Raw genomic sequence first — 17751 nt, forward strand, 5'->3', positions numbered from 1 at the left:
GTCGGCTCGACTGGTCGAGTCCGCCGGTCGCGGGTTGCCGCTGGAGCCAGATGCACAACCGGTTGCGCTGGCTCAGGCCGATGGTGGCGGCGACGCCGTCGACCAGGTCTATCTGGCACCCGGTAGCGGCGGTTTCGTGCGCAGTACCGGTATCTCCGCGTCGAGTACACGCCAGGGCAGTGTCTTCTTCGTGGCCGATACCGGAGTGCGGTACGGCGTCGACGGTGCCGAGGCTGCGTCGGCGTTGGGGTTCGGACCGCCGGCACCCGCGCCCTGGCAGATACTCCAATTGCTGGGCAATGGGCCAACTCTCGGGCGCGGCCAGGCCCTGACGATGCACGACGGTGTTGCTCCCGACCCGCAGGCCGCGGCACTTCCGACGAAGTAGCGCCTGGCTCAGTCGGTTCTGCCGCGTCGGCGCAGCGGTACCGACAGCGCGAGTCCGAGTGCCAGGATCACTGCCACCAGCACCGAACCGGTGACCGCTGCGGTCCGCGGTCGATGATCCGGCGTGGGTGGCGGCAACGGCGCACTCATCGCAATGCTGTCTGCAGGAACCGACCTGGGGATGGGCGTCACCGAATCGGTGACCGCTGCAAGCGGATCGACGATGCCGTGGCCGACAAAGGGGTTCCACCCTTCGGCCGGCTCGTGCGCCGTTCGTTCGATCCGATCCACCACCTCCAGCGCCGACAGTTCGGGCCGGTGGGAGCGCACCAGCGCTGCCACCGCAGCAATAAGCGGTGCCGCAAAACTCGTTCCGGTCATGGGAATCACGCCATCGGTGCCCCGGGTGCCGTTCGCCAGTCCGTTGCCCGTCGGCGACAGCGACGTCATATTCGAGCCCGGAGCGGCGACGTCGACCCACGGACCGGCCAGGCTGAACGGAGACGGTGTGCCGTCCGACTCGACCGAACCGACCGTCAACACGTCGTCGAACCACGCCGGAGTCGCGATGGTCGCGATGGACGCCCACGGGTCCGCGTCGGGCCGAAGCGGGTCGGTTGTCGGGTTCTGGGCCTGGCAGGCAGCGCTGCCGAGATTCCCGGCTGCTGCAACGACCACGACGTTCCTCTCTCGGACGGCGTACTGCACGGCCGCGCCGAGCGGACCGTCGGCCACACCGCCTCCGGCGGGCACGCAGGCGACCTCGGAGATGTTGATGACCGAGGCACCCGAGTCCACCGCAGTTCGGATGGCCATGGCCATGGTGCGCACGTTGCCGTAGCCCGCGGCATTCTCCGGCTCTGCCGTCTTCTCCTCCTCGGGCCGGTTGTCGACGATCTGAAAGACACTGCTGGACTGGCGAATCGACAGTATGCGTGCGTCGGGCGCACCTCCGGCGAATCCGCTGCCCGGTGCGGTCTGTGCAGCGATCAGGCCGGCGACCATCGTTCCGTGTGCATCGCAGTCGAACAGCCCGTCGCCTGCGCCGACATAGTCGCCGCCGGCGATCAGACCCGGCAGGCGCGGATGTGCGGTGACGCCGGTGTCGATGACGGCAACCACTTGACCTGCCCCACGGGTGATGGGCCAGACCGATGCGAAGTCGAGCGCCTTCAGTGCGGTCGGCACGACCTGGGCGTCGGCAGTCGCGGACGGCAGCGCGCAGGCGTTCTTCTGTTCGGTGGGTTCGAGCGGGCCGGGAGCGCTCGGCGCAGGCAGCTGGAAGGGGTCGATCACCGGACGTTCGGCGCGTGCTGGATACCCGCCGAAGACTGCGTCGAACGACAGCGACAGAGCAGTGAACGCCGCGATGACGACCGTTCGCCGTCGGTGCGGCGTCACAGCCCGCGGACGACGCTGTACAGACCGCACACCCAGACTGCGATCGGAATGACCAGGGCGATGGCGGCGTATTCGAGTAGTTCGGCCGCTCTCCGCATCACCGGCGAGTACGTGCGGGTTGGCACGAATGCCCCGAAGATCGACGAGGCCACCGCGCCGGCCAGGGCCACCCCGAACAGAGCGAGGACGAGATCCGGCAGTGCGACGACCGCACCGACGAGGAGCGCCAGCAGAATCGTCGCTCCGCCTGCGACCAGCGGAACGGCATGCGTCACAACGGCATAGGTGCGTCCACGCAGCAGCAGGACGAGCGCACACAGCGCCGCGAGCGCGACCGCAGGCCAACGGACGCCATCTCCCGAATCGGCTCCCGCCGCGACAAGCACGCCTGCCACCACGGCGACGCTGAACGCCGACAGCAGACCGGTCAGGTAACTACGCGCTTCGGCCGCGGCGACCTGCAGATCTTCGAACGAGATCGCGTCGAGTTCGGCTTCCTCGACGGTGTCCAGCGGTGCTCCCGCGGTGGGGACCGGTGGAAGCGGCAATTTGGCCTGCATCATCGACACGCGGGCAGAGAGCGCAATTCCAGCCAGGCCAGTGAGGGCCGCGGCAGTACCGATCGCCGGTGGTGCCATCGTGGTGAACAATGCGCACACCGCGGCAGCGAACGTCAGAAGCGCCACCGATATCGCAGCGGTGAACAGTGCGAACCCGGTCCCGCCGATACGAAGGGACAGCAGAGCCGTCGCACCGGCCATGGCCGAACCCAGCATCAGCTGAGCCGCGCCGAACTGCCCGGGTACCAGCACGATTCCGCCGGTGAACATCAGCGCGACAGCACACCCGCCGAAGAGGACGGCGACGGCGTGCTGTTGATACACCCGCCCCAGAATCACTCCCGCGATCGCGAAGAGTATCGACGCAGTGACGGCAGCGAGCCCCTCGACGAGACTGCCGACGTGCTCGGCTCCGGCCCGGATCGGCCCACGCAACAGGACCGCGCACGCCAGCAACACCAGCGCACCGGTGACAACCGAACCCACCGTGCGCGCGGTACGCGCAGTCCAGTGCGGAACATCGTCGGTACCCGATCGCGCAACGGAATACATGAGGTCGTCGAACAGTGGAACCGGCGCGGGCCGCTCGGCCACACCCAACACGAGCAACTCACCGTCACGCACCGACAGCTCCGCCAACGTCGCAGTCGGTGACAGCGGAGGGAACCCGATCCGCGCGAGCGTCCACGCCACGGGCAACCCATCGGACGCGGGATCCCCGTCGCGGGGTCCTCCTCGTCCCGCTCGTCTGGGTCGTTCCGCTGGCTCCACTCCCGCTCTACCAAGTCGTTCCGCAGGCTCCACTCCCGCTCTTCTTGGTCGTTCCGCAGGCTCCACTCCCGCTCTTCTTGGTCGTTCCGCAGGCTCCACTCCCGCCGCAATCAGGTCGACGATCCCCGGCACGAGAAGCGAGACCGGAACGTCCACCGGCAGCGCCATGTCCACCTGCGTGGACCTGGCCAACACCGTCACCCGACAGACTTCCTGCGCAAAAACGGACTGCGCACCCGATGCCCGTCGACTCGCGTCCGCGGCGGCGGGTGACTGTGTCGGATCGGCAGGTGCCGTGCGTGACGGCGCAATGCCGGCCGATGGACGGCTGTCGGCGCGTGTCATGGATATCCCCCCGGATACGTTCGATTCGCGTTCCGATGCCCGCCCCAGTGGGCATCGGTGTCCAAACCTTACGACATCGCGGCGACAAGCAATCGCCCGTCGGGATCTGCCGGTGACGCAGCGCCGCTGTCAGGCAGGAACCAGGTCACTCACCTGTGCGAGCAACTCGAACGAGCGAAGCCACGATGCGCGATCGGACACACCGGACGCGACGATCAGCTCGTCCGCTCCCGTGCGTTCGGCGAAACGGTCGAGGTAGTCCTTCACCATGTCCGGCGTGCCGACGGCCGAGTACTTGGTCATCTTGGAGATCTGTTGGCCCGCAGGCGCTTCGAGGACCATGTCGGCTTCCTCGTCGGTGAAGGTCCGGCCGCGGCCGAGCAGGAGGCTGACGCGGCTGCGCTTGGTGCGGAGGAACTGGGCCTGTGCGTCGGCCAGAGAATCGGCCGCGATCATGTTGACGCCCACGATCAGGTGCGGCTCGGACAATTGAGCGGACGGGCGGAAGTCACGTCGGTAGATCTCGACGGCCTGCTCGAGGGCGTCGGGTGCGAAGTGCGAGGCGAAGGCATAGGGCAGGCCGAGTGCAGCGGCGAGCTGTGCGCCGAAGAGCGACGACCCCAGGATGTACAGCGGTACCTCGGTACCTGCGCCGGGAGTCGCGCTCACTCCGGGGATCAGAGACTCCTCCGACAGATAGCCCTGCAGTTCCTGGACATCCTGCGGAAAGCGATCGGCCGACGCGGGATCGCGTCGCATCGCCCGCATCGTCACCTGGTCACTGCCGGGTGCGCGGCCCAGCCCCAGATCGATCCGTCCCGGGTACAGCGTCGCCAAGGTGCCGAACTGCTCGGCGATGGTCAGCGGCGCGTGATTGGGAAGCATGATCCCGCCGGATCCGAGCCGGATGCGCTCGGTGTGGGCAGCGACGTGCGCGATGAGCACCGACGTGGCCGACGACGCGATCGTCTTCATGTTGTGGTGCTCGGCGTACCAGATGCGTCGGTATCCCCAGTTCTCGGCATGCTGAGCGAGGGTGACGCTTGCATCGAAGCTGTCGCGGACTGTTTCGCCCTCGCCCACATGAGCGAGATCGAGGATGGACAGGGGTACGGACACGGTTGGGGCCAGCCTTTCGTTCGTCGAGCACGCGGCAGAAGAGCCGCATTCGATTGCAACGGCGTCGGGCAGCGTTCTATTTCTCGTCGGACGTACCGGTGGTCATGTCCGTCCGGGGCGGCGGCGACTGTGGACCGCCCGGTCTTCGATGCGTTAGCCTGTCGTCCTGCAGCCTCGGGGGGAGGCTGCCGTGATGCAGTTCTGGGGGCGTGGCCGTGGGGGCGGATCTATGAGTACCGTGCGCTTCGTTCGCGGTGCCCGACGGGAAGTGCCTCGATCTCCTGGCGGGGAAGTGACCTTGCAGCCGCCGCCCGAGATCCCACGCGCGGTGCCGGGAAACCTGCTGATGAAGCTGATGCCGCTGGTGATGGTTGCCGCGATGGTCGGGATGGTCGCGCTGATGTTCACCTCCGGGGCAGCGGCGAACCCGATGATGTTGATGTTCCCGGCCATGATGCTGATGTCCATGGTGGGGATGTTGGCCGGCGGCGGGAAGTCCGGCGGGGCGCGCACCGCCGAGGCCAACGAGGACCGCAAGGATTACCTCCGCTATCTCGATCAGCTCCGCCGCGACGTCGCGGAAACCGAACGCGCGCAGCGCCGAGCCCTCGAATGGAGCCACCCGGGCCCCGATACGTTGTGGTCGGTCGCCGGAACCGAGCGCATGTGGGAACGGCGACTGTCGGATCCGGATTTCGCTCACGTCCGAGTCGGCCTGGGGGATCAGCGGCTTGCCACTCGACTGGTTCCGCCCGAGACCGGGCCCGTGGAGGAACTCGAACCGGTTTCGGCGGTGTCCCTGCGTCGATTCGTGCGGGCGCATTCGGTGGTGCCCGCACTGCCGACCGCGGTGTCACTGAGGGGGTTCGCGGCGCTGTCCGTCGCGGGCGACCGGGACGGTGCCCGCGCGATGGTGCGCGCGATGTTGGCCTCGCTGTGCACCTTTCACGGTCCCGACCACGTCGCGGTCGCGATCGTCTGTGGTCCGGACACCGTGCAGCAGTGGGAATGGGCCAAGTGGCTTCCACACACTCAGCACGACGTTCTGCGCGACGGGGCCGGGTCCGCTCGGATGATCTTCGGTAGTTTCCTCGAACTCGAGGGTGCGCTGGGCGACGTGCTGAGTGTGCGGAATCGATTTGCGCGTGGAGCGGTGCCGGTTGCCGGCGTCGTGCAGTTGGTGATCGTGGTGGACGGCGGGCTTCTCGACAACCGTTCGACCGATCTCACCGACGCGGGCCTCGATTCCGTCACGATCATCGATCTGTCCGGCCTGTGCCCACGACTGGCTGCATCGCGTGGAATCCAGCTGTTCGCCGAGAACGGGTCGATCGGAGCGGTCAGCGGCACCACGGTCGAGGTGTTCGCCGTCGCGGATTCGATGAGCACCACGCAAGCACACGCCGTTGCGCGACGCCTGTCGCCGTACCGCGCGCCGTCGCCCTCGTCGGTCGTCGATGTGGTCGACGACGGCGGAGTCCGGATTTCGGGGTGGAACAGCCTGGTCGGTATCGCGGATGTGGGCGCACTCGACACGGATCGAGCGTGGACGATGCGCCGCGGACGCGAGAGGCTGCGGGTACCGATCGGTGTCGCCCCCGACGGAAGTGCCGTCGAGATCGACCTGAAGGAATCGGCCGAGAACGGCATGGGACCGCACGGATTGTGCATCGGGGCAACGGGTTCCGGTAAATCCGAGTTTCTCCGCACGCTGGTGCTCGGCTTGGTGTCGACTCACTCGCCGGAACAGCTGAACCTGGTGCTCGTCGACTTCAAGGGTGGCGCGACGTTCGCGGGTCTCGAATCGGCACCGCACGTGGCCGCGGTCATCACCAACCTGTCCGAGGACTTGGCGTTGGTGGATCGAATGCGCGACGCGTTGGCCGGTGAAATGAACCGGCGGCAGGAGTCTCTGCGCTCGGCAGGCAACTTCGCGAACTTCTCCGACTACGAGAGGGCGCGCGCCGGGGGAGCGGATCTGGCACCGATGCCCGCCCTGTTCGTGGTGGTCGACGAGTTCTCGGAATTGCTCAGTCAACAACCCGAATTCGCCGAGTTGTTCGTCGCGATCGGTCGGCTCGGGCGCTCGCTGCACATGCACCTGCTGCTCGCCAGCCAGCGCCTCGAAGAAGGAAAACTACGCGGTCTCGACAGTCACCTGTCGTACCGAATCGGTCTGAAGACGTTCTCCGCGAACGAGTCTCGCTCGGTGCTCGGGGTTCCGGACGCGTATCACCTTCCCGCTCAGCCGGGTGCGGGCTATCTCAAGTGCGATTCGGCCGAGATCGTCAGGTTCGCTGCGGCATACGTCTCCGGTCCTTACTCGCCCCCGCGTTCCGGTCCTGGCGCGCGGCCCTCGATCGGCGGAGACATCAGGCCGAAGCCCTTCACCGCCTACGCGGTACCACTCGATTCCATCGATGTCGGCCGGATCGAGGCTGCCACTGCGCCGGTGGCCGAACCGGATCCGGTCGACTCCGAAAGCACCGGTGCGACGGTGCTCGACGTGGTCGTCGGACGAATTCGGGGTCGGGGAGTGCCGGCCCACGAGGTGTGGTTGCCGCCGTTGGACACCGCACCGACGTTGAACCGGTTGCTACCCGCATCGGTTCTGACCGAGCGGATCGGTCCGCTCAGCACCCTCCGCGCCCCGATCGGGATCATCGACCGGCCTTTCGATCAGCGCCGCGATCTACTGACCGTCGATCTGTCCGGTGCTGCGGGCCACGTCGCCATCGTCGGTGCCCCGCAATCGGGTAAATCGACGGCGCTTCGATCGTTGATCCTGGCGCTCGCGATGACGCACTCGCCCGCGCAGGTCCAGTTCTACTGCTTGGACTTCGGCGGCGGAACGCTGGCCGGGTTGGCCGATCTGCCGCATGTCGGATCGGTGGCCAACCGGCTCGACGTCGATCGGGTTCGGCGGACCGTGGCCGAGGTCGCCGGCGTCGTTCGGCAGCGAGAGAGGACGTTCCGGGATCGCGGGATCGACTCGATGGCCGAGTTCCGACGGCGACGTGCAACGCAACCCGTCGACCCGGAGGATCGATTCGGCGACGTCTTTCTCGTCATCGACGGTTGGCCGTCCATCAGGTCCGATTTCGAGAGTCTCGAACAGCAGATCGCCACCTTGACGACGCAGGGCCTCGCCTTCGGTCTGCATCTGATCCTCACCGCATCGCGGTGGGCGGAAGTTCGGCCCGCGACCAAGGACCTGATCGGCACCCGATTGGAACTGCGACTCGGTGACCCGTCGGATTCGGACATGGGTCGCGCCAAGGCGGCGAGCGTTCCCGAGGGGCGGCCGGGCCGGGGCATGACCAGGGACGGACTGCATCTACTGATCGCACTTCCGCGAGTGGACGACGTCTGTTCCGTCGACGACCTGTCTCGCGCAGTCGGTGAGTCGGTCGCCGCGATCGCGGCTGCATCTGCGGGAACTCCAGCGTCGCCGGTGCGGATGCTGCCGGAGCTGCTCGAACGATCAGCGGTGCTCGATCAGCTCGGTGATGCGTGGCCACGAACCCGTGGCGGCATCCCAGAGCTCGCAGTTCCCATCGGCATCGACGAGGCCGAATTGGCACCGGTGAAGGTCGATTTCGCGGAGAATCCACATTTCGTGGTGTTCGGTGACAGCGAGTGCGGCAAGACTTCCTTGTTGCGTGGAATCTGTCGATCGCTCGTCGAGGCGAACTCGCCCGACAGCGTCAAACTCATCGTCGCGGACTACCGCCGCACTCTGCTCGGCACCGTCGATTCCGAGCATCTGGCCGGGTACGCGGCCTCGCAGGCGACGCTGACGGCCATGCTCGTCGACCTCGCCGGCCGCATGGCCGATCGCATGCCAGGAGCGGACGTGACCCAGCAACAGCTTCGCGAGCGGTCGTGGTGGAACGGCCCCGAGGTGTTCGTCGTCGTCGACGATTACGACCTGGTTGCCACGTCGTCGGGAAATCCGTTGGCCCCGTTGGTGGAACACCTTCCTCATGCGCGGGACATCGGGTTGCACGTCATCGTGGCGCGTCGTTCGGGCGGCGCAGGCCGGGCGCTGTTCGACCCGGTGATCGGACGGTTGCGCGATCTGGTGACGCCGGGACTGGTCATGAGCGGAAGCCGCGACGAGGGGAACCTGCTCGGGACGGTCCGTCCCAGTGCCATGCCACCCGGACGCGGGGTCTTCGTCGACCGCTCCGGCCAGTCGCTCGTCCAGCTCGGACATTCGAGTTGACGGGCCACTCGTGGCGTTATGCCGCAGTGTATCTGGGCTACACGGAAATTTCCGTCGTCGCCACGGGCGCAGCCTTCGAGGGTCCGAGAGAGAGCGTCGGATCGGCGTTCGCCACCGAGGAGGGTGGCCGATTGGTGTTCGGCCGGGGCGCAGCCGAAGACGAGATACCGCCGCTGCTGTGCATCGACGATGCGTCGATCCCGGTCGGGACCACGGTGTGGGATCGAGAGGCGGTGTTCCACGGAATCGTGTGGTCGGCCCTGCGCGGTGCCGGCGTACACGACCGACTCGACGTGCTGGAGATCGCGTATCCGTCGACCTGGGGCGAGGAACGTGTGGGCATCGTTCGTGCAATGTTCGCGACCTCGGCAAACGAGGTGGTGCTCGTGGAGACGGCCGAGGCCGCCGTTGCGTCCTCGGGTGAACGGGCACCGTCGGCCGCGGTGGTCGTCGAAGTCGGAGCTCTCGATACGTCCGTCGTCGTGCTCGACGAGTCGGGGGCGCACGGCGGAGACACCGGCGCGATCCTTCCGTTCGGCATCGGTGACGACGATGCGTGGCGACGAGCGGTCGGGGACTACGTTCGGTCGTCGATCACGCGCTGCCCCGATGAGGTGTACGTGGTGGGGGCGCCCATCGGAGCGGATCCCGTCGTCGATCACCCCACGCAATGGCTGACCGGTCTCGATGTCGCCGGATCGCTGTACCGGCGAGCCGGGGCGGATCTCGTCCCGGCACCGTCGGTACGTGCCGCGACGACGCGATCGGCGGCATGGCTCGACGACGTCGCCGCACCGCCGCGGTCCCGGGAGAAACGACGTCGCCCTTTGCTCGCAGCCGTGGGTGCCGTGGCGGCGATCCTCGTGTTCGTCTGCGCAGCTGTGTATTTCGCCGGACAGTCTCCGATGGAGCCGGATGGGACTGCAGCACAACCGTTCTCGCCGGTCGTGGCCCCGAGCGCTACATCCTCGTCCGTAGCCGCACCGCTACCGACCACGACAGCCGACGCGCCACCGCCGGTCGAGACGGTCACCTTCGTGTCCGGCCGGGTGTCGATGCAGTTGCCCAGCACCTGGACGAAGCTGGACGACCCCGACCGCATGGTGCTGATTCCACCGACCCCGCCCGAGCGTCGGATCGTCGTCACCGTGGCGGACCTGTTGCCGGGCTCGACGCAGGAGCAGGTCGCTGCCGAGCTCCGGTCGGCCATCGATGCCCGTGGGCCGGATTCGACCATCGGATCTCTCGAATCCACACGAGATTTCGGCGGCCGCGTCGGAATCGCCTACACCGAGCGGCCGATCGACGATTCGACGGTGCTGTGGCGGGTGTTCGTCGAATCCGACCTGCAGGTCAGCCTCGGTTGTCAGTTCGAGGGAGACGACGCGACGGTGATCGACGCCGAATGCGGGCAGGCGACGCAGACGTTGGACATCGTTCCGGCCTCGTGAGAGCGGCCCACATTTTTCACGCACGGCCGGAACCGAATCGAGGGGTCGTTGCGTCCAAGGAGATGTAGGGGAGTGAGCGGGCCGACAGTGGCCTCTCGGTCGAGCAGCACGTGCGCCGCGGGTGCAGGTGAATCGAGTATCGAAGACAAGGAGTCGAAGTGGGATATCCAGGGGGACCGGAATCTACGGGTTCGTCGAGCGGCGTCACGGTCACGCCGCAGGAGCTCATGGCTGCCGGAGCCACGATCGAAGGCCTGAGCGTGTCGATCAACGCGTCCAATTCGGCCGTTCGCTCGATCGTCGAGCAGACCGCCGAGGCGTGGGTCGGCAAGGCGGGCAAATCGTTTCAGGACGTGATGGCCCAGTGGGACACCAGTGCGCAGAAGATGCGCAGTGCGCTCGAACAGATCTCCGCGGACATCAAGACCAACGGCCACGGCTACTCGGACGCCGACGACGACAACGTGTCGGCCGTGAACCAGGTGGCCGGATCCCTGAACTCGGGACTGTCCTCGTTCAAGTGACGCCGCATCCGGTGACCACACGACAACTCACACGACCACGCTCGACCAAGGAGACCGATCCGATATGAAATACGACTTCGCGCAGATCGCGGCGCTGACAGAGGCGATGAACAAGCAGGCGAACGTGACCAAGGACCTCCTCGGTGACGTGGACAGCACCGCGAAGCGGCTCTACCAGTCGTGGGAGGGCGACGCGATGACGTCCTACTACGAGCTGCAGCGTCAGTGGAATTCTGCATCCGACGAGCTCAACCTCATTCTGTCGAGCCTTGTCGCAGCCGCCCGCACCGGTGGCGAGACGATGCACGGCGTCGAGATGGCCAACAAGGCGCGGATGGCTCGCTGACCGGTCTCGACGAAACGACGTCTGCCCCGACCGAGAACTTCGGTCGGGGCAGACGTCGTTTCGTCGCATGCCGGTCCGTCGCGGTGTCTACTGGAGTGGTGACGGACTTCGCAGCAGCACTCGGGACGGAGCGGTCGCGCTCCCTGCATCGTCTCGAGTCGCTTCGTGGCGAACTCGCGTCGGTGATCGAGGGATCGCGGCTCACCACCGACGATGACGAGCACGATCCCGAGGGATCGACGATCGCGTTCGAGCGAGCGAAGATCGCGGCGTTGATCACGGACACCGAATCCGAGATACGCGAGATCGGTGCGGCGTTGTCGCGGCTCACGGCCGGGACATACGGCTTCTGTGAGCGGTGCGGTGGTGAGATTCCGGCGATCAGGCTGGAGGCGCTGCCCGCTGCCCGTCGGTGCGTGCAGTGTGTGCGCCTGCGCTGACGAGCGGAGGCGTTTTGACCTGGGCGTCCGCTCCCGGTATCGTTCCCCGTTGGCGTGTATGGGCTCGCCACGTATTCACGTGCGTATCGAGCTCTTGTCCTCGGGTCTCAACTGGCCGCCGAGGGCATCCACACGTCTTGGCCAGCAGCGACATCATGAAGACAGGAATTTTCTGTGTCTACTTACGCCCCGAAGGCCGGGGACACCACCCGGACGTGGCATGTGATCGACGCCACGGACGTCGTGCTCGGACGCCTCGCCGTTCAGGCCGCGACACTGCTCCGCGGTAAGCACAAGCCCACCTACGCACCCAACGTCGATGGCGGCGACTTCGTCGTCATCATCAACGCCGAGAAGGTTGCCATCAGCGGCAACAAGCTCGACGGCAAGTTCCACCACCACCACTCCGGCCATCCGGGCGGTCTGAAGTCGCGTTCGACCCGTCAGGTCCTCGAGAGCAACCCCGATCGTCTCGTGGAGAAGGCCGTCGTCGGCATGATCCCCAAGAACAAGCTCGGTAGTGCCATCGCGAGCAAGCTGAAGGTCTACGCGGGACCGAACCACCCGCACGCCGCTCAGCAGCCCGTTCCGTTCGAGATCAAGCAGGTGTCCCAGTGACGGCGCCGGAGGGAAATGACGTGACGTCGCAGGAGAACATCGAAGAGATCGCCGCCGACGAGTTCGTGGCAGTCGAAGATCCCGAGGTCGTCTCGGACATCGAAGCCGCAGCCGCTCCGGCCCCGATCGTGTTCGATCGCCCGATCCAGACCGTCGGTCGCCGTAAGGAAGCCGTCGCTCGTGTTCGGTTGTCCTCGGGCACCGGCGGATTCAAGCTCAACGGCCGCACCCTCGAGGATTACTTCCCGAACAAGGTGCACCAGCAGCTGATCAAGGCTCCTCTCGTTCTGGTGGACCGCGCGGAGTCCTTCGACATCGTCGCTCTGCTGCACGGTGGCGGACCGTCGGGACAGGCAGGCGCACTGCGTCTGGCCATCTCGCGTGCACTGATCGAACTCGCACCCGACGATCGCCCGCCGCTCAAGGCCGCGGGCTACCTCACGCGTGACGCGCGTGCAGTCGAGCGCAAGAAGTACGGCCTGAAGAAGGCCCGTAAGGCGTCGCAGTACTCCAAGCGCTGACGCGTCTTACCCGTTTCATCCTCGAGGGCAGGCATCCAGCAGTATCGGACGCCTGCCCTCGAGGCGTTTCCCACCACATTCTCTCCGCTCGAAGGGTTCTTGGTTCATGGCGCGATTGTTCGGCACCGACGGAGTTCGCGGACTGGCAGGCGGGGTTCTGACCGCAGAACTGGCGTTGAGAATCGCGCGAGCCGCAGCCGCCGTGTTGGCACCGAACGTCGACGGCATCAGACGTGTGGCAGTGGTCGGTCGTGATCCGCGTATCAGTGGGGCGATGCTGAGCGCAGCCGTGTCCGCGGGACTGACCGCATCGGGGGTCGACGTGATCGACGTCGGAGTTCTCCCCACGCCTGCAGTTGCCTACCTCACCGCCGAATACGACGCGGCGCTCGGCGTGATGATCTCGGCGTCGCACAATGCGATGCCCGACAACGGAATCAAGATCTTCGCCGCGGGCGGGCACAAGCTGGACGACGACGTCGAAGACCGGATAGAAGCTGCCCTCGATCCCGAGGGGCGCTCTTCGAACGACAGACAGCCCTACGACGCCACCGGTGCCGCGATCGGCCGCATCGACGTCGCGCACGACGCGGCAGCCCGCTACACCGAGCATCTCGCTTCGTCGGTGTCGCATCGACTCGACGGCGTGACCGTCGTGGTGGATTGCTCGCACGGTGCCGCCTCTGTCGTCGGGCCCGAGATCTACCGACGGGCCGGTGCGACGGTCGTGGCGATCAATGCAGAACCCGACGGCATCAACATCAACGACGGGTGCGGGTCGACGCACCTGGAGGGATTGCAGAAGGCCGTCGTGGAGCACGGTGCCGACCTCGGTATCGCGCACGACGGAGACGCCGACCGTTGTCTTGCCGTCGATGCGTCGGGTTCCGTGGTGGACGGCGACGCGATCATGACGGTGTTGGCCATCGCGATGCACGACGCCGGTCACCTGACCGACGACACGTTGGTCGCAACGGTGATGAGCAACCTCGGTCTGCACATTGCGATGCGCGAGGCCGGAATCACGTTGCGTACCACGGCGGTCGGAGATCGATACGTGCTCGAGGAGTTGCGCCGCGGCGGGTTCGCGCTCGGGGGTGAGCAGAGTGGACACGTCGTGCTGCCCGCAGTCGGAACGACCGGAGACGGAATTGCCACTGCCCTGCGACTGATGGAGCGGATGGCGCAGACCGGGCGGTCCCTCGCGGACCTGGCGTCGGCGATGCAGACACTGCCGCAGGTGCTGATCAACGTCCGTGTGTCGGACAAAGCCGCGGTGGCGTCGGCACCGTCGGTGTCGGACGCCGTCGCGTCGGCCGAGCGCGAACTCGGGGAATCTGGTCGAGTTCTGTTGCGCCCCAGCGGTACCGAACAGTTGGTGCGGGTGATGGTGGAAGCGTCCGAACTCGACGTCGCGACCCGGCTCGCCGAAGAGCTGGCGGGCCGGGTCGCGTCGGTCTGACGTTTCTCAGGCGGTCAGTTCGCGCAGTGCGGTCAGCTGCGCGACGCGGCCTGCGGTGTTCTCGGCGAGCGGCGCGACATTGAGAGTGGTGACACCCGCTTCGGCGAAGGCTGCGACCCGCTCCTTGACGAAGCTTTCTGGGCCGATGAGGTTGACCGCGCGCGCGAGCTCGTCGGGAACTGCCGCGGCGGCCTCCTCCTTCTTGCCGGCCAGGTAGAGGTCCTGGATCTTCTCGGCCTCGGCCTCGTATCCGTATCGCTGAGCAAGGGAGTTGTAGAAGTTCTTGCCCTTGGCTCCCATGCCGCCGATGTACAGCGCCAGATGTGGCTTGACCCAGGGGAGGTACTTCTCCGCGTCCTCGCCGATCGCCAGCGTCGGACTTGCGAAGACCTGGAGTTCGCCGAGTGACGGGTCACGCTTGGCCTTGCCTGCTGCGAGGGAATCGCCCCACACGTCGGCGGCCTTCTCCGGGAAGTAGAAGATGGGCTGCCAGCCTTCGGCGATCTCGGCGGTGAGTTCGACGTTCTTGGGGCCCAGTGCGGCAATGACGACCGGAATGCGATCGCGCACAGGGTGATTGATCAGCTTGAGCGGCTTGCCCAGACCGGTTCCCTGGTCGGCCGGCAGCGGGATCTGATAGTGCTTGCCCTGATACTGCACCTTCTCGCGACGCCAGACCTGGCGGCAGATCTCGATGACCTCGCGGGTTCTGGCGATCGGTGCGTCGTACTTGACGCCGTGGAAGCCCTCGACGACCTGCGGTCCCGATGCGCCGAGCCCGAGCACGAATCGGCCCTCGGAGACGTAGTCGAGACCGGCGGCGGTCATGGCGGTCAGTGACGGTGTCCTGGTGTAGATCTGGAAGATGCCGGACGCGATCTTGATCGTGCTCGTCTTGGCCGCGAGGAATCCGAGTTGGCTGACGGCGTCGAACGAGTAGGCCTCGGGCACGAAAATGATGTCGAGACCTGCCTTCTCGAGCTCGGCGACCTCGGCAACGGTCTCGTTGAAACCACCGCTGTAGTTCAGCATCGTTCCGATGTGCATGGGACTCCTCGTTCGGTGAGTAGCTGGTGCAGCCACTTCAGGTACCTGTTACGGACATTTCACATCGGGACGTTACCGCTCCCTGGGGAACCGATGTGAGTCGGCGCACGTCATAGTGAGAAAGGGGTACTCGGAGGGGGAACGGGAACGTATGAGCGACGGAGTTCGGGTGGACGCGGACCGGGTTCGCGGGGTGGCAGATGCATTGGTGTCGTCGGCGGAAGTGCTCGGTGACGCCGCCGATTCCGTCGCCGACGCAGGCTTCGGCGCAGCCGGGGCCGGACGGAACTACGGTGACCTGGGCGCTGCGTACTCCCAGGCGTACCTCGGGCTCGGGCGTGCTGTCGGGGCATGGCGGTCCGCGGTCGACGACATTGCCGATGCCCTCACCACCGCGATGAACGAGTACGAGCAACAGGACGACGCCACCGCGTACGCGATCGAGTCACCCCGGTGACACCTCCTTCGGCCTCGTCCGGTGACAGGGCGTCGATCGACGAGATTCTCGATGCGAACGCAGAAGGATTGCTGTTCTTCGAGCGCTTTCTGCCACTGGTCGGCCGTGTGCCGGGCGTCGAGGTTCCGCAGTACCAGGACCTGTGCGCCAGGTACGACGAGCAGCGTGGGCTGAACCTCGGTGCGCTCGGACACGATGCAGACGCCGTGGGGACGGTGTCCGCAGTACTTGCCGATCAGCTCGAGGAGCAGATTCAGCTACGCCGGGTCCTGCAGTTGCGTTGGCACGGTGACGCGGGCGATGCCGTGCAGACCTACCTTTCGGCCGAACAGGAAAAGGTCTCCCAGTTCCTCGCGTCGATCGAAGATTCTCACCAGACGATGTGTGCGGCCGTCGACATTCTCCGTGACGCAGTGACCGACAAGGCCGAACTCGTCGGCGGCCTCGACACCGACCTGGTGGACGGCAAAGACGTCGACCAGATCGATGCGATTCTGCTTGCGTCGGGAATCGAGTGCCTGCCGGTCGATCGAGAGTCGGTGTTCCCACGATTGGCGTCTGCGTTCGAGGATCTGAACGACGGTGTGCGCAGCGGCGATGTCTCCGACGAGTTCGCTGCCGAGGTGACCGAACGCTGCGGGCGCTGGATCGACACCGAGTTCGTTCCGCGCGTGCAGGGCACGTGCGAGGCCGTCCTCGCAGCATGTACCGCCACGGACACCGCCGTCAGAGACTGTCTGAAGTTGGTGGTGGACATTCTGGGCAGTGTCCACGAGCCTTCGTTCGGCGGACTCGACGAGCGCAGTTGGGCACTCGAACCCGGTACAGCAGCGCCGTGGACGGGGCCCGACAGCTCTTCGGTAGACCCGGCTCCTGCCGGGATCGGTTCCACGCCTGCCGGTTCCGGACCCGGACCAGCTTTCGGACCCGCAGCTGTCGCGTCGCCAGCGGTCGGACCCGCCGCTGTCGTCCCGGCCGTCTCGCCACCCGGCGGCAACGCACTCGCCGGATCGGACAGCGTGGATCCGGCCGAATCCCTGATCGCCGACGGTCGTGTCGTCGATCAGTTGGGGGATTCTCTGGACGGACTCGTGGATCGAGTCGTCGCCGAGATCGTCGACCGTGTCGACGACGCGCTGACCGAGACGATCGACAGTGGAGATCTCCAGGGCTCAGGCGATACGGCAGTCGACAGCCGGACAGGTGACGAGAACACCGAGGAAGCTTCTCCGGACGTGAGCGGCGATCGGCCACCCGAGTCGGACCCGTTGTCGCAGCCCGGGCAGTCGTGGCCCGAGGCCGGCGACGAACGCGGCCATCTCGAGGCCGAGCTCGACGGGCATCGCGCCCGCATCGCACTCGAACACGACGGCACGGTGTCTCTCGAACTCGAGACTCCCGGACTCGGAACTCGCTCGTTCGAGCTCGGAATCGGACCGCTCGGCCTACCCCAGATCGTCGAGGTCCCCGGTGTCGTCGACGCGGTGGACGCACCGGCCCCGGCTGCAGCGTTGCTGTCCGAACCGGAACCCCCGTCCGAACCGGAACCCCCGTCCGAACCGGAACCCACTGCCGAATTCGTCGCGGCGGCGGAACCGGTGCCATCTGCGGAACCGGTGCCGGCTGCCGAACCGGCACCCACGTCCGAATTCGATTCGGATGCATCGGTGCAGTGCACGCCGGAGTCACCCGACATCGAGCAGCCTGCTGTGCAGCATCCGGTGGTTGCGGATCGACCGGTCACCGATCCGCAACCCGCCGACACGGGTAGCGGCGCGGGCCTCAGTGAAGCAGGGGAGCTGTGAGCACCGACAGTGGGTGGCGTCGGGAGTTGCATCGAATACGCGATGAGCACCGCATCGCGATGGGGCGGGCGGCGGAGACGTTGAGTCGGGCACAGGCTCCGGCAGTCCACCGAGGCGGACGGATTTCAGCAGAGGTGAGCGGAGCGGACTCCGACGTCGAGCCAGGGTCGGGCTCGGTGCTGCAACCGGCTCACCTGGACCGCCGCGAACCCACGCCGCACGTCGAGACCGAACCCGACGAACGGCCGAGGTCCTGGCTGGTCTGACAA

At 66.5% G+C, this 17751-nt stretch carries 16 protein-coding genes; 12 read left to right on the forward strand and 4 right to left on the reverse strand.

Annotated features, from left to right (window positions below):
- Nucleotides 1-388 (forward strand): type VII secretion protein EccB (locus tag CH256_RS12715; RefSeq protein ID WP_179272086.1); only part of this gene is annotated, 388 nt, incomplete at its 5' end.
- Nucleotides 389-396: 8 nt separating this feature from the next.
- Here CH256_RS12715 and mycP read toward each other — a convergent pair.
- The 3 genes from mycP to CH256_RS12730 form a co-directional block, all read right to left on the reverse strand.
- Nucleotides 397-1818 carry a type VII secretion-associated serine protease mycosin gene (gene mycP / locus CH256_RS12720; RefSeq protein WP_373454813.1) on the reverse strand — a complete coding sequence of 474 codons (1422 nt, stop codon included), beginning with the start codon at nucleotides 1816-1818 and terminating at the stop codon, nucleotides 397-399.
- On the reverse strand, nucleotides 1785-3464 hold the full coding sequence (gene eccD / locus CH256_RS12725; RefSeq protein WP_094669780.1) for a type VII secretion integral membrane protein EccD: 1680 nt from the start codon (nucleotides 3462-3464) through the stop codon (nucleotides 1785-1787). Before eccD ends, mycP begins: the two co-directional genes overlap by 34 nt.
- A 129-nt stretch (nucleotides 3465-3593) precedes the next feature.
- Entirely contained in the window at nucleotides 3594-4583 is a 990-nt protein-coding gene (locus tag CH256_RS12730; protein ID WP_094669781.1) for an LLM class flavin-dependent oxidoreductase, read from the reverse strand.
- A 229-nt stretch (nucleotides 4584-4812) separates the two neighbouring features.
- Between CH256_RS12730 and eccCa the strand changes: the two genes are divergently transcribed.
- The 8 genes from eccCa to glmM all read left to right on the forward strand — a co-directional run bounded on the left by eccCa (nucleotide 4813) and on the right by glmM (nucleotide 14173).
- Complete coding sequence (eccCa, locus tag CH256_RS12735; RefSeq protein WP_094669782.1) at nucleotides 4813-8811, forward strand: type VII secretion protein EccCa; 3999 nt, start codon at nucleotides 4813-4815, stop codon at nucleotides 8809-8811.
- Complete coding sequence (locus CH256_RS12740; RefSeq protein ID WP_143536573.1) at nucleotides 8808-10262, forward strand: type VII secretion-associated protein; 1455 nt, start codon at nucleotides 8808-8810, stop codon at nucleotides 10260-10262. Before eccCa ends, CH256_RS12740 begins: the two co-directional genes overlap by 4 nt.
- A gap of 158 nt (nucleotides 10263-10420) precedes the next feature.
- On the forward strand, nucleotides 10421-10786 hold the full coding sequence (locus tag CH256_RS12745) for a WXG100 family type VII secretion target (RefSeq protein WP_094686468.1): 366 nt from the start codon (nucleotides 10421-10423) through the stop codon (nucleotides 10784-10786).
- Nucleotides 10787-10850: 64 nt separating this feature from the next.
- Nucleotides 10851-11132, forward strand: a complete 282-nt coding sequence (locus CH256_RS12750; RefSeq protein WP_068051312.1) for a WXG100 family type VII secretion target — start codon at nucleotides 10851-10853, stop codon at nucleotides 11130-11132.
- Nucleotides 11133-11230: 98 nt separating this feature from the next.
- Nucleotides 11231-11572, forward strand: a complete 342-nt coding sequence (locus CH256_RS12755) for a TraR/DksA family transcriptional regulator (protein WP_094639189.1) — start codon at nucleotides 11231-11233, stop codon at nucleotides 11570-11572.
- A gap of 174 nt (nucleotides 11573-11746) precedes the next feature.
- Nucleotides 11747-12190 (forward strand): 50S ribosomal protein L13, encoded by a 444-nt coding sequence (gene rplM / locus CH256_RS12760; RefSeq protein WP_037188282.1) that lies wholly within the window; start codon nucleotides 11747-11749, stop codon nucleotides 12188-12190.
- Nucleotides 12187-12711 carry a 30S ribosomal protein S9 gene (rpsI, locus tag CH256_RS12765; protein ID WP_032397516.1) on the forward strand — a complete coding sequence of 175 codons (525 nt, stop codon included), beginning with the start codon at nucleotides 12187-12189 and terminating at the stop codon, nucleotides 12709-12711. The genes rplM and rpsI overlap by 4 nt, the downstream gene beginning before the upstream one ends.
- 106 nt (nucleotides 12712-12817) lie before the next feature.
- Entirely contained in the window at nucleotides 12818-14173 is a 1356-nt protein-coding gene (gene glmM / locus CH256_RS12770) for a phosphoglucosamine mutase (protein ID WP_094669784.1), read from the forward strand.
- A 6-nt stretch (nucleotides 14174-14179) separates the two neighbouring features.
- Here glmM and CH256_RS12775 read toward each other — a convergent pair whose 3' ends face one another.
- Nucleotides 14180-15220 carry an LLM class F420-dependent oxidoreductase gene (locus CH256_RS12775; RefSeq protein ID WP_037188278.1) on the reverse strand — a complete coding sequence of 347 codons (1041 nt, stop codon included), beginning with the start codon at nucleotides 15218-15220 and terminating at the stop codon, nucleotides 14180-14182.
- Nucleotides 15221-15371: 151 nt separating this feature from the next.
- Between CH256_RS12775 and CH256_RS12780 the strand changes: the two genes are divergently transcribed.
- Genes CH256_RS12780 through CH256_RS12790 form a run of 3 tightly spaced genes read left to right on the forward strand, consistent with a single transcriptional unit; the run spans nucleotide 15372 to nucleotide 17748 of the window.
- Nucleotides 15372-15677, forward strand: coding sequence for a type VII secretion target (locus CH256_RS12780; protein WP_094639145.1), 306 nt, complete (start codon nucleotides 15372-15374; stop codon nucleotides 15675-15677).
- Nucleotides 15674-17482 (forward strand): hypothetical protein, encoded by a 1809-nt coding sequence (locus CH256_RS12785; RefSeq protein WP_094669785.1) that lies wholly within the window; start codon nucleotides 15674-15676, stop codon nucleotides 17480-17482. The genes CH256_RS12780 and CH256_RS12785 overlap by 4 nt, the downstream gene beginning before the upstream one ends.
- Entirely contained in the window at nucleotides 17479-17748 is a 270-nt protein-coding gene (locus tag CH256_RS12790; protein WP_143536574.1) for a hypothetical protein, read from the forward strand. Before CH256_RS12785 ends, CH256_RS12790 begins: the two co-directional genes overlap by 4 nt.
- Nucleotides 17749-17751: the final 3 nt, after the last annotated feature.

The sequence above is a fragment of the Rhodococcus sp. 05-2254-6 genome (genome assembly GCF_002258565.1).
In the GTDB taxonomy this organism is placed as follows: domain Bacteria; phylum Actinomycetota; class Actinomycetes; order Mycobacteriales; family Mycobacteriaceae; genus Rhodococcoides.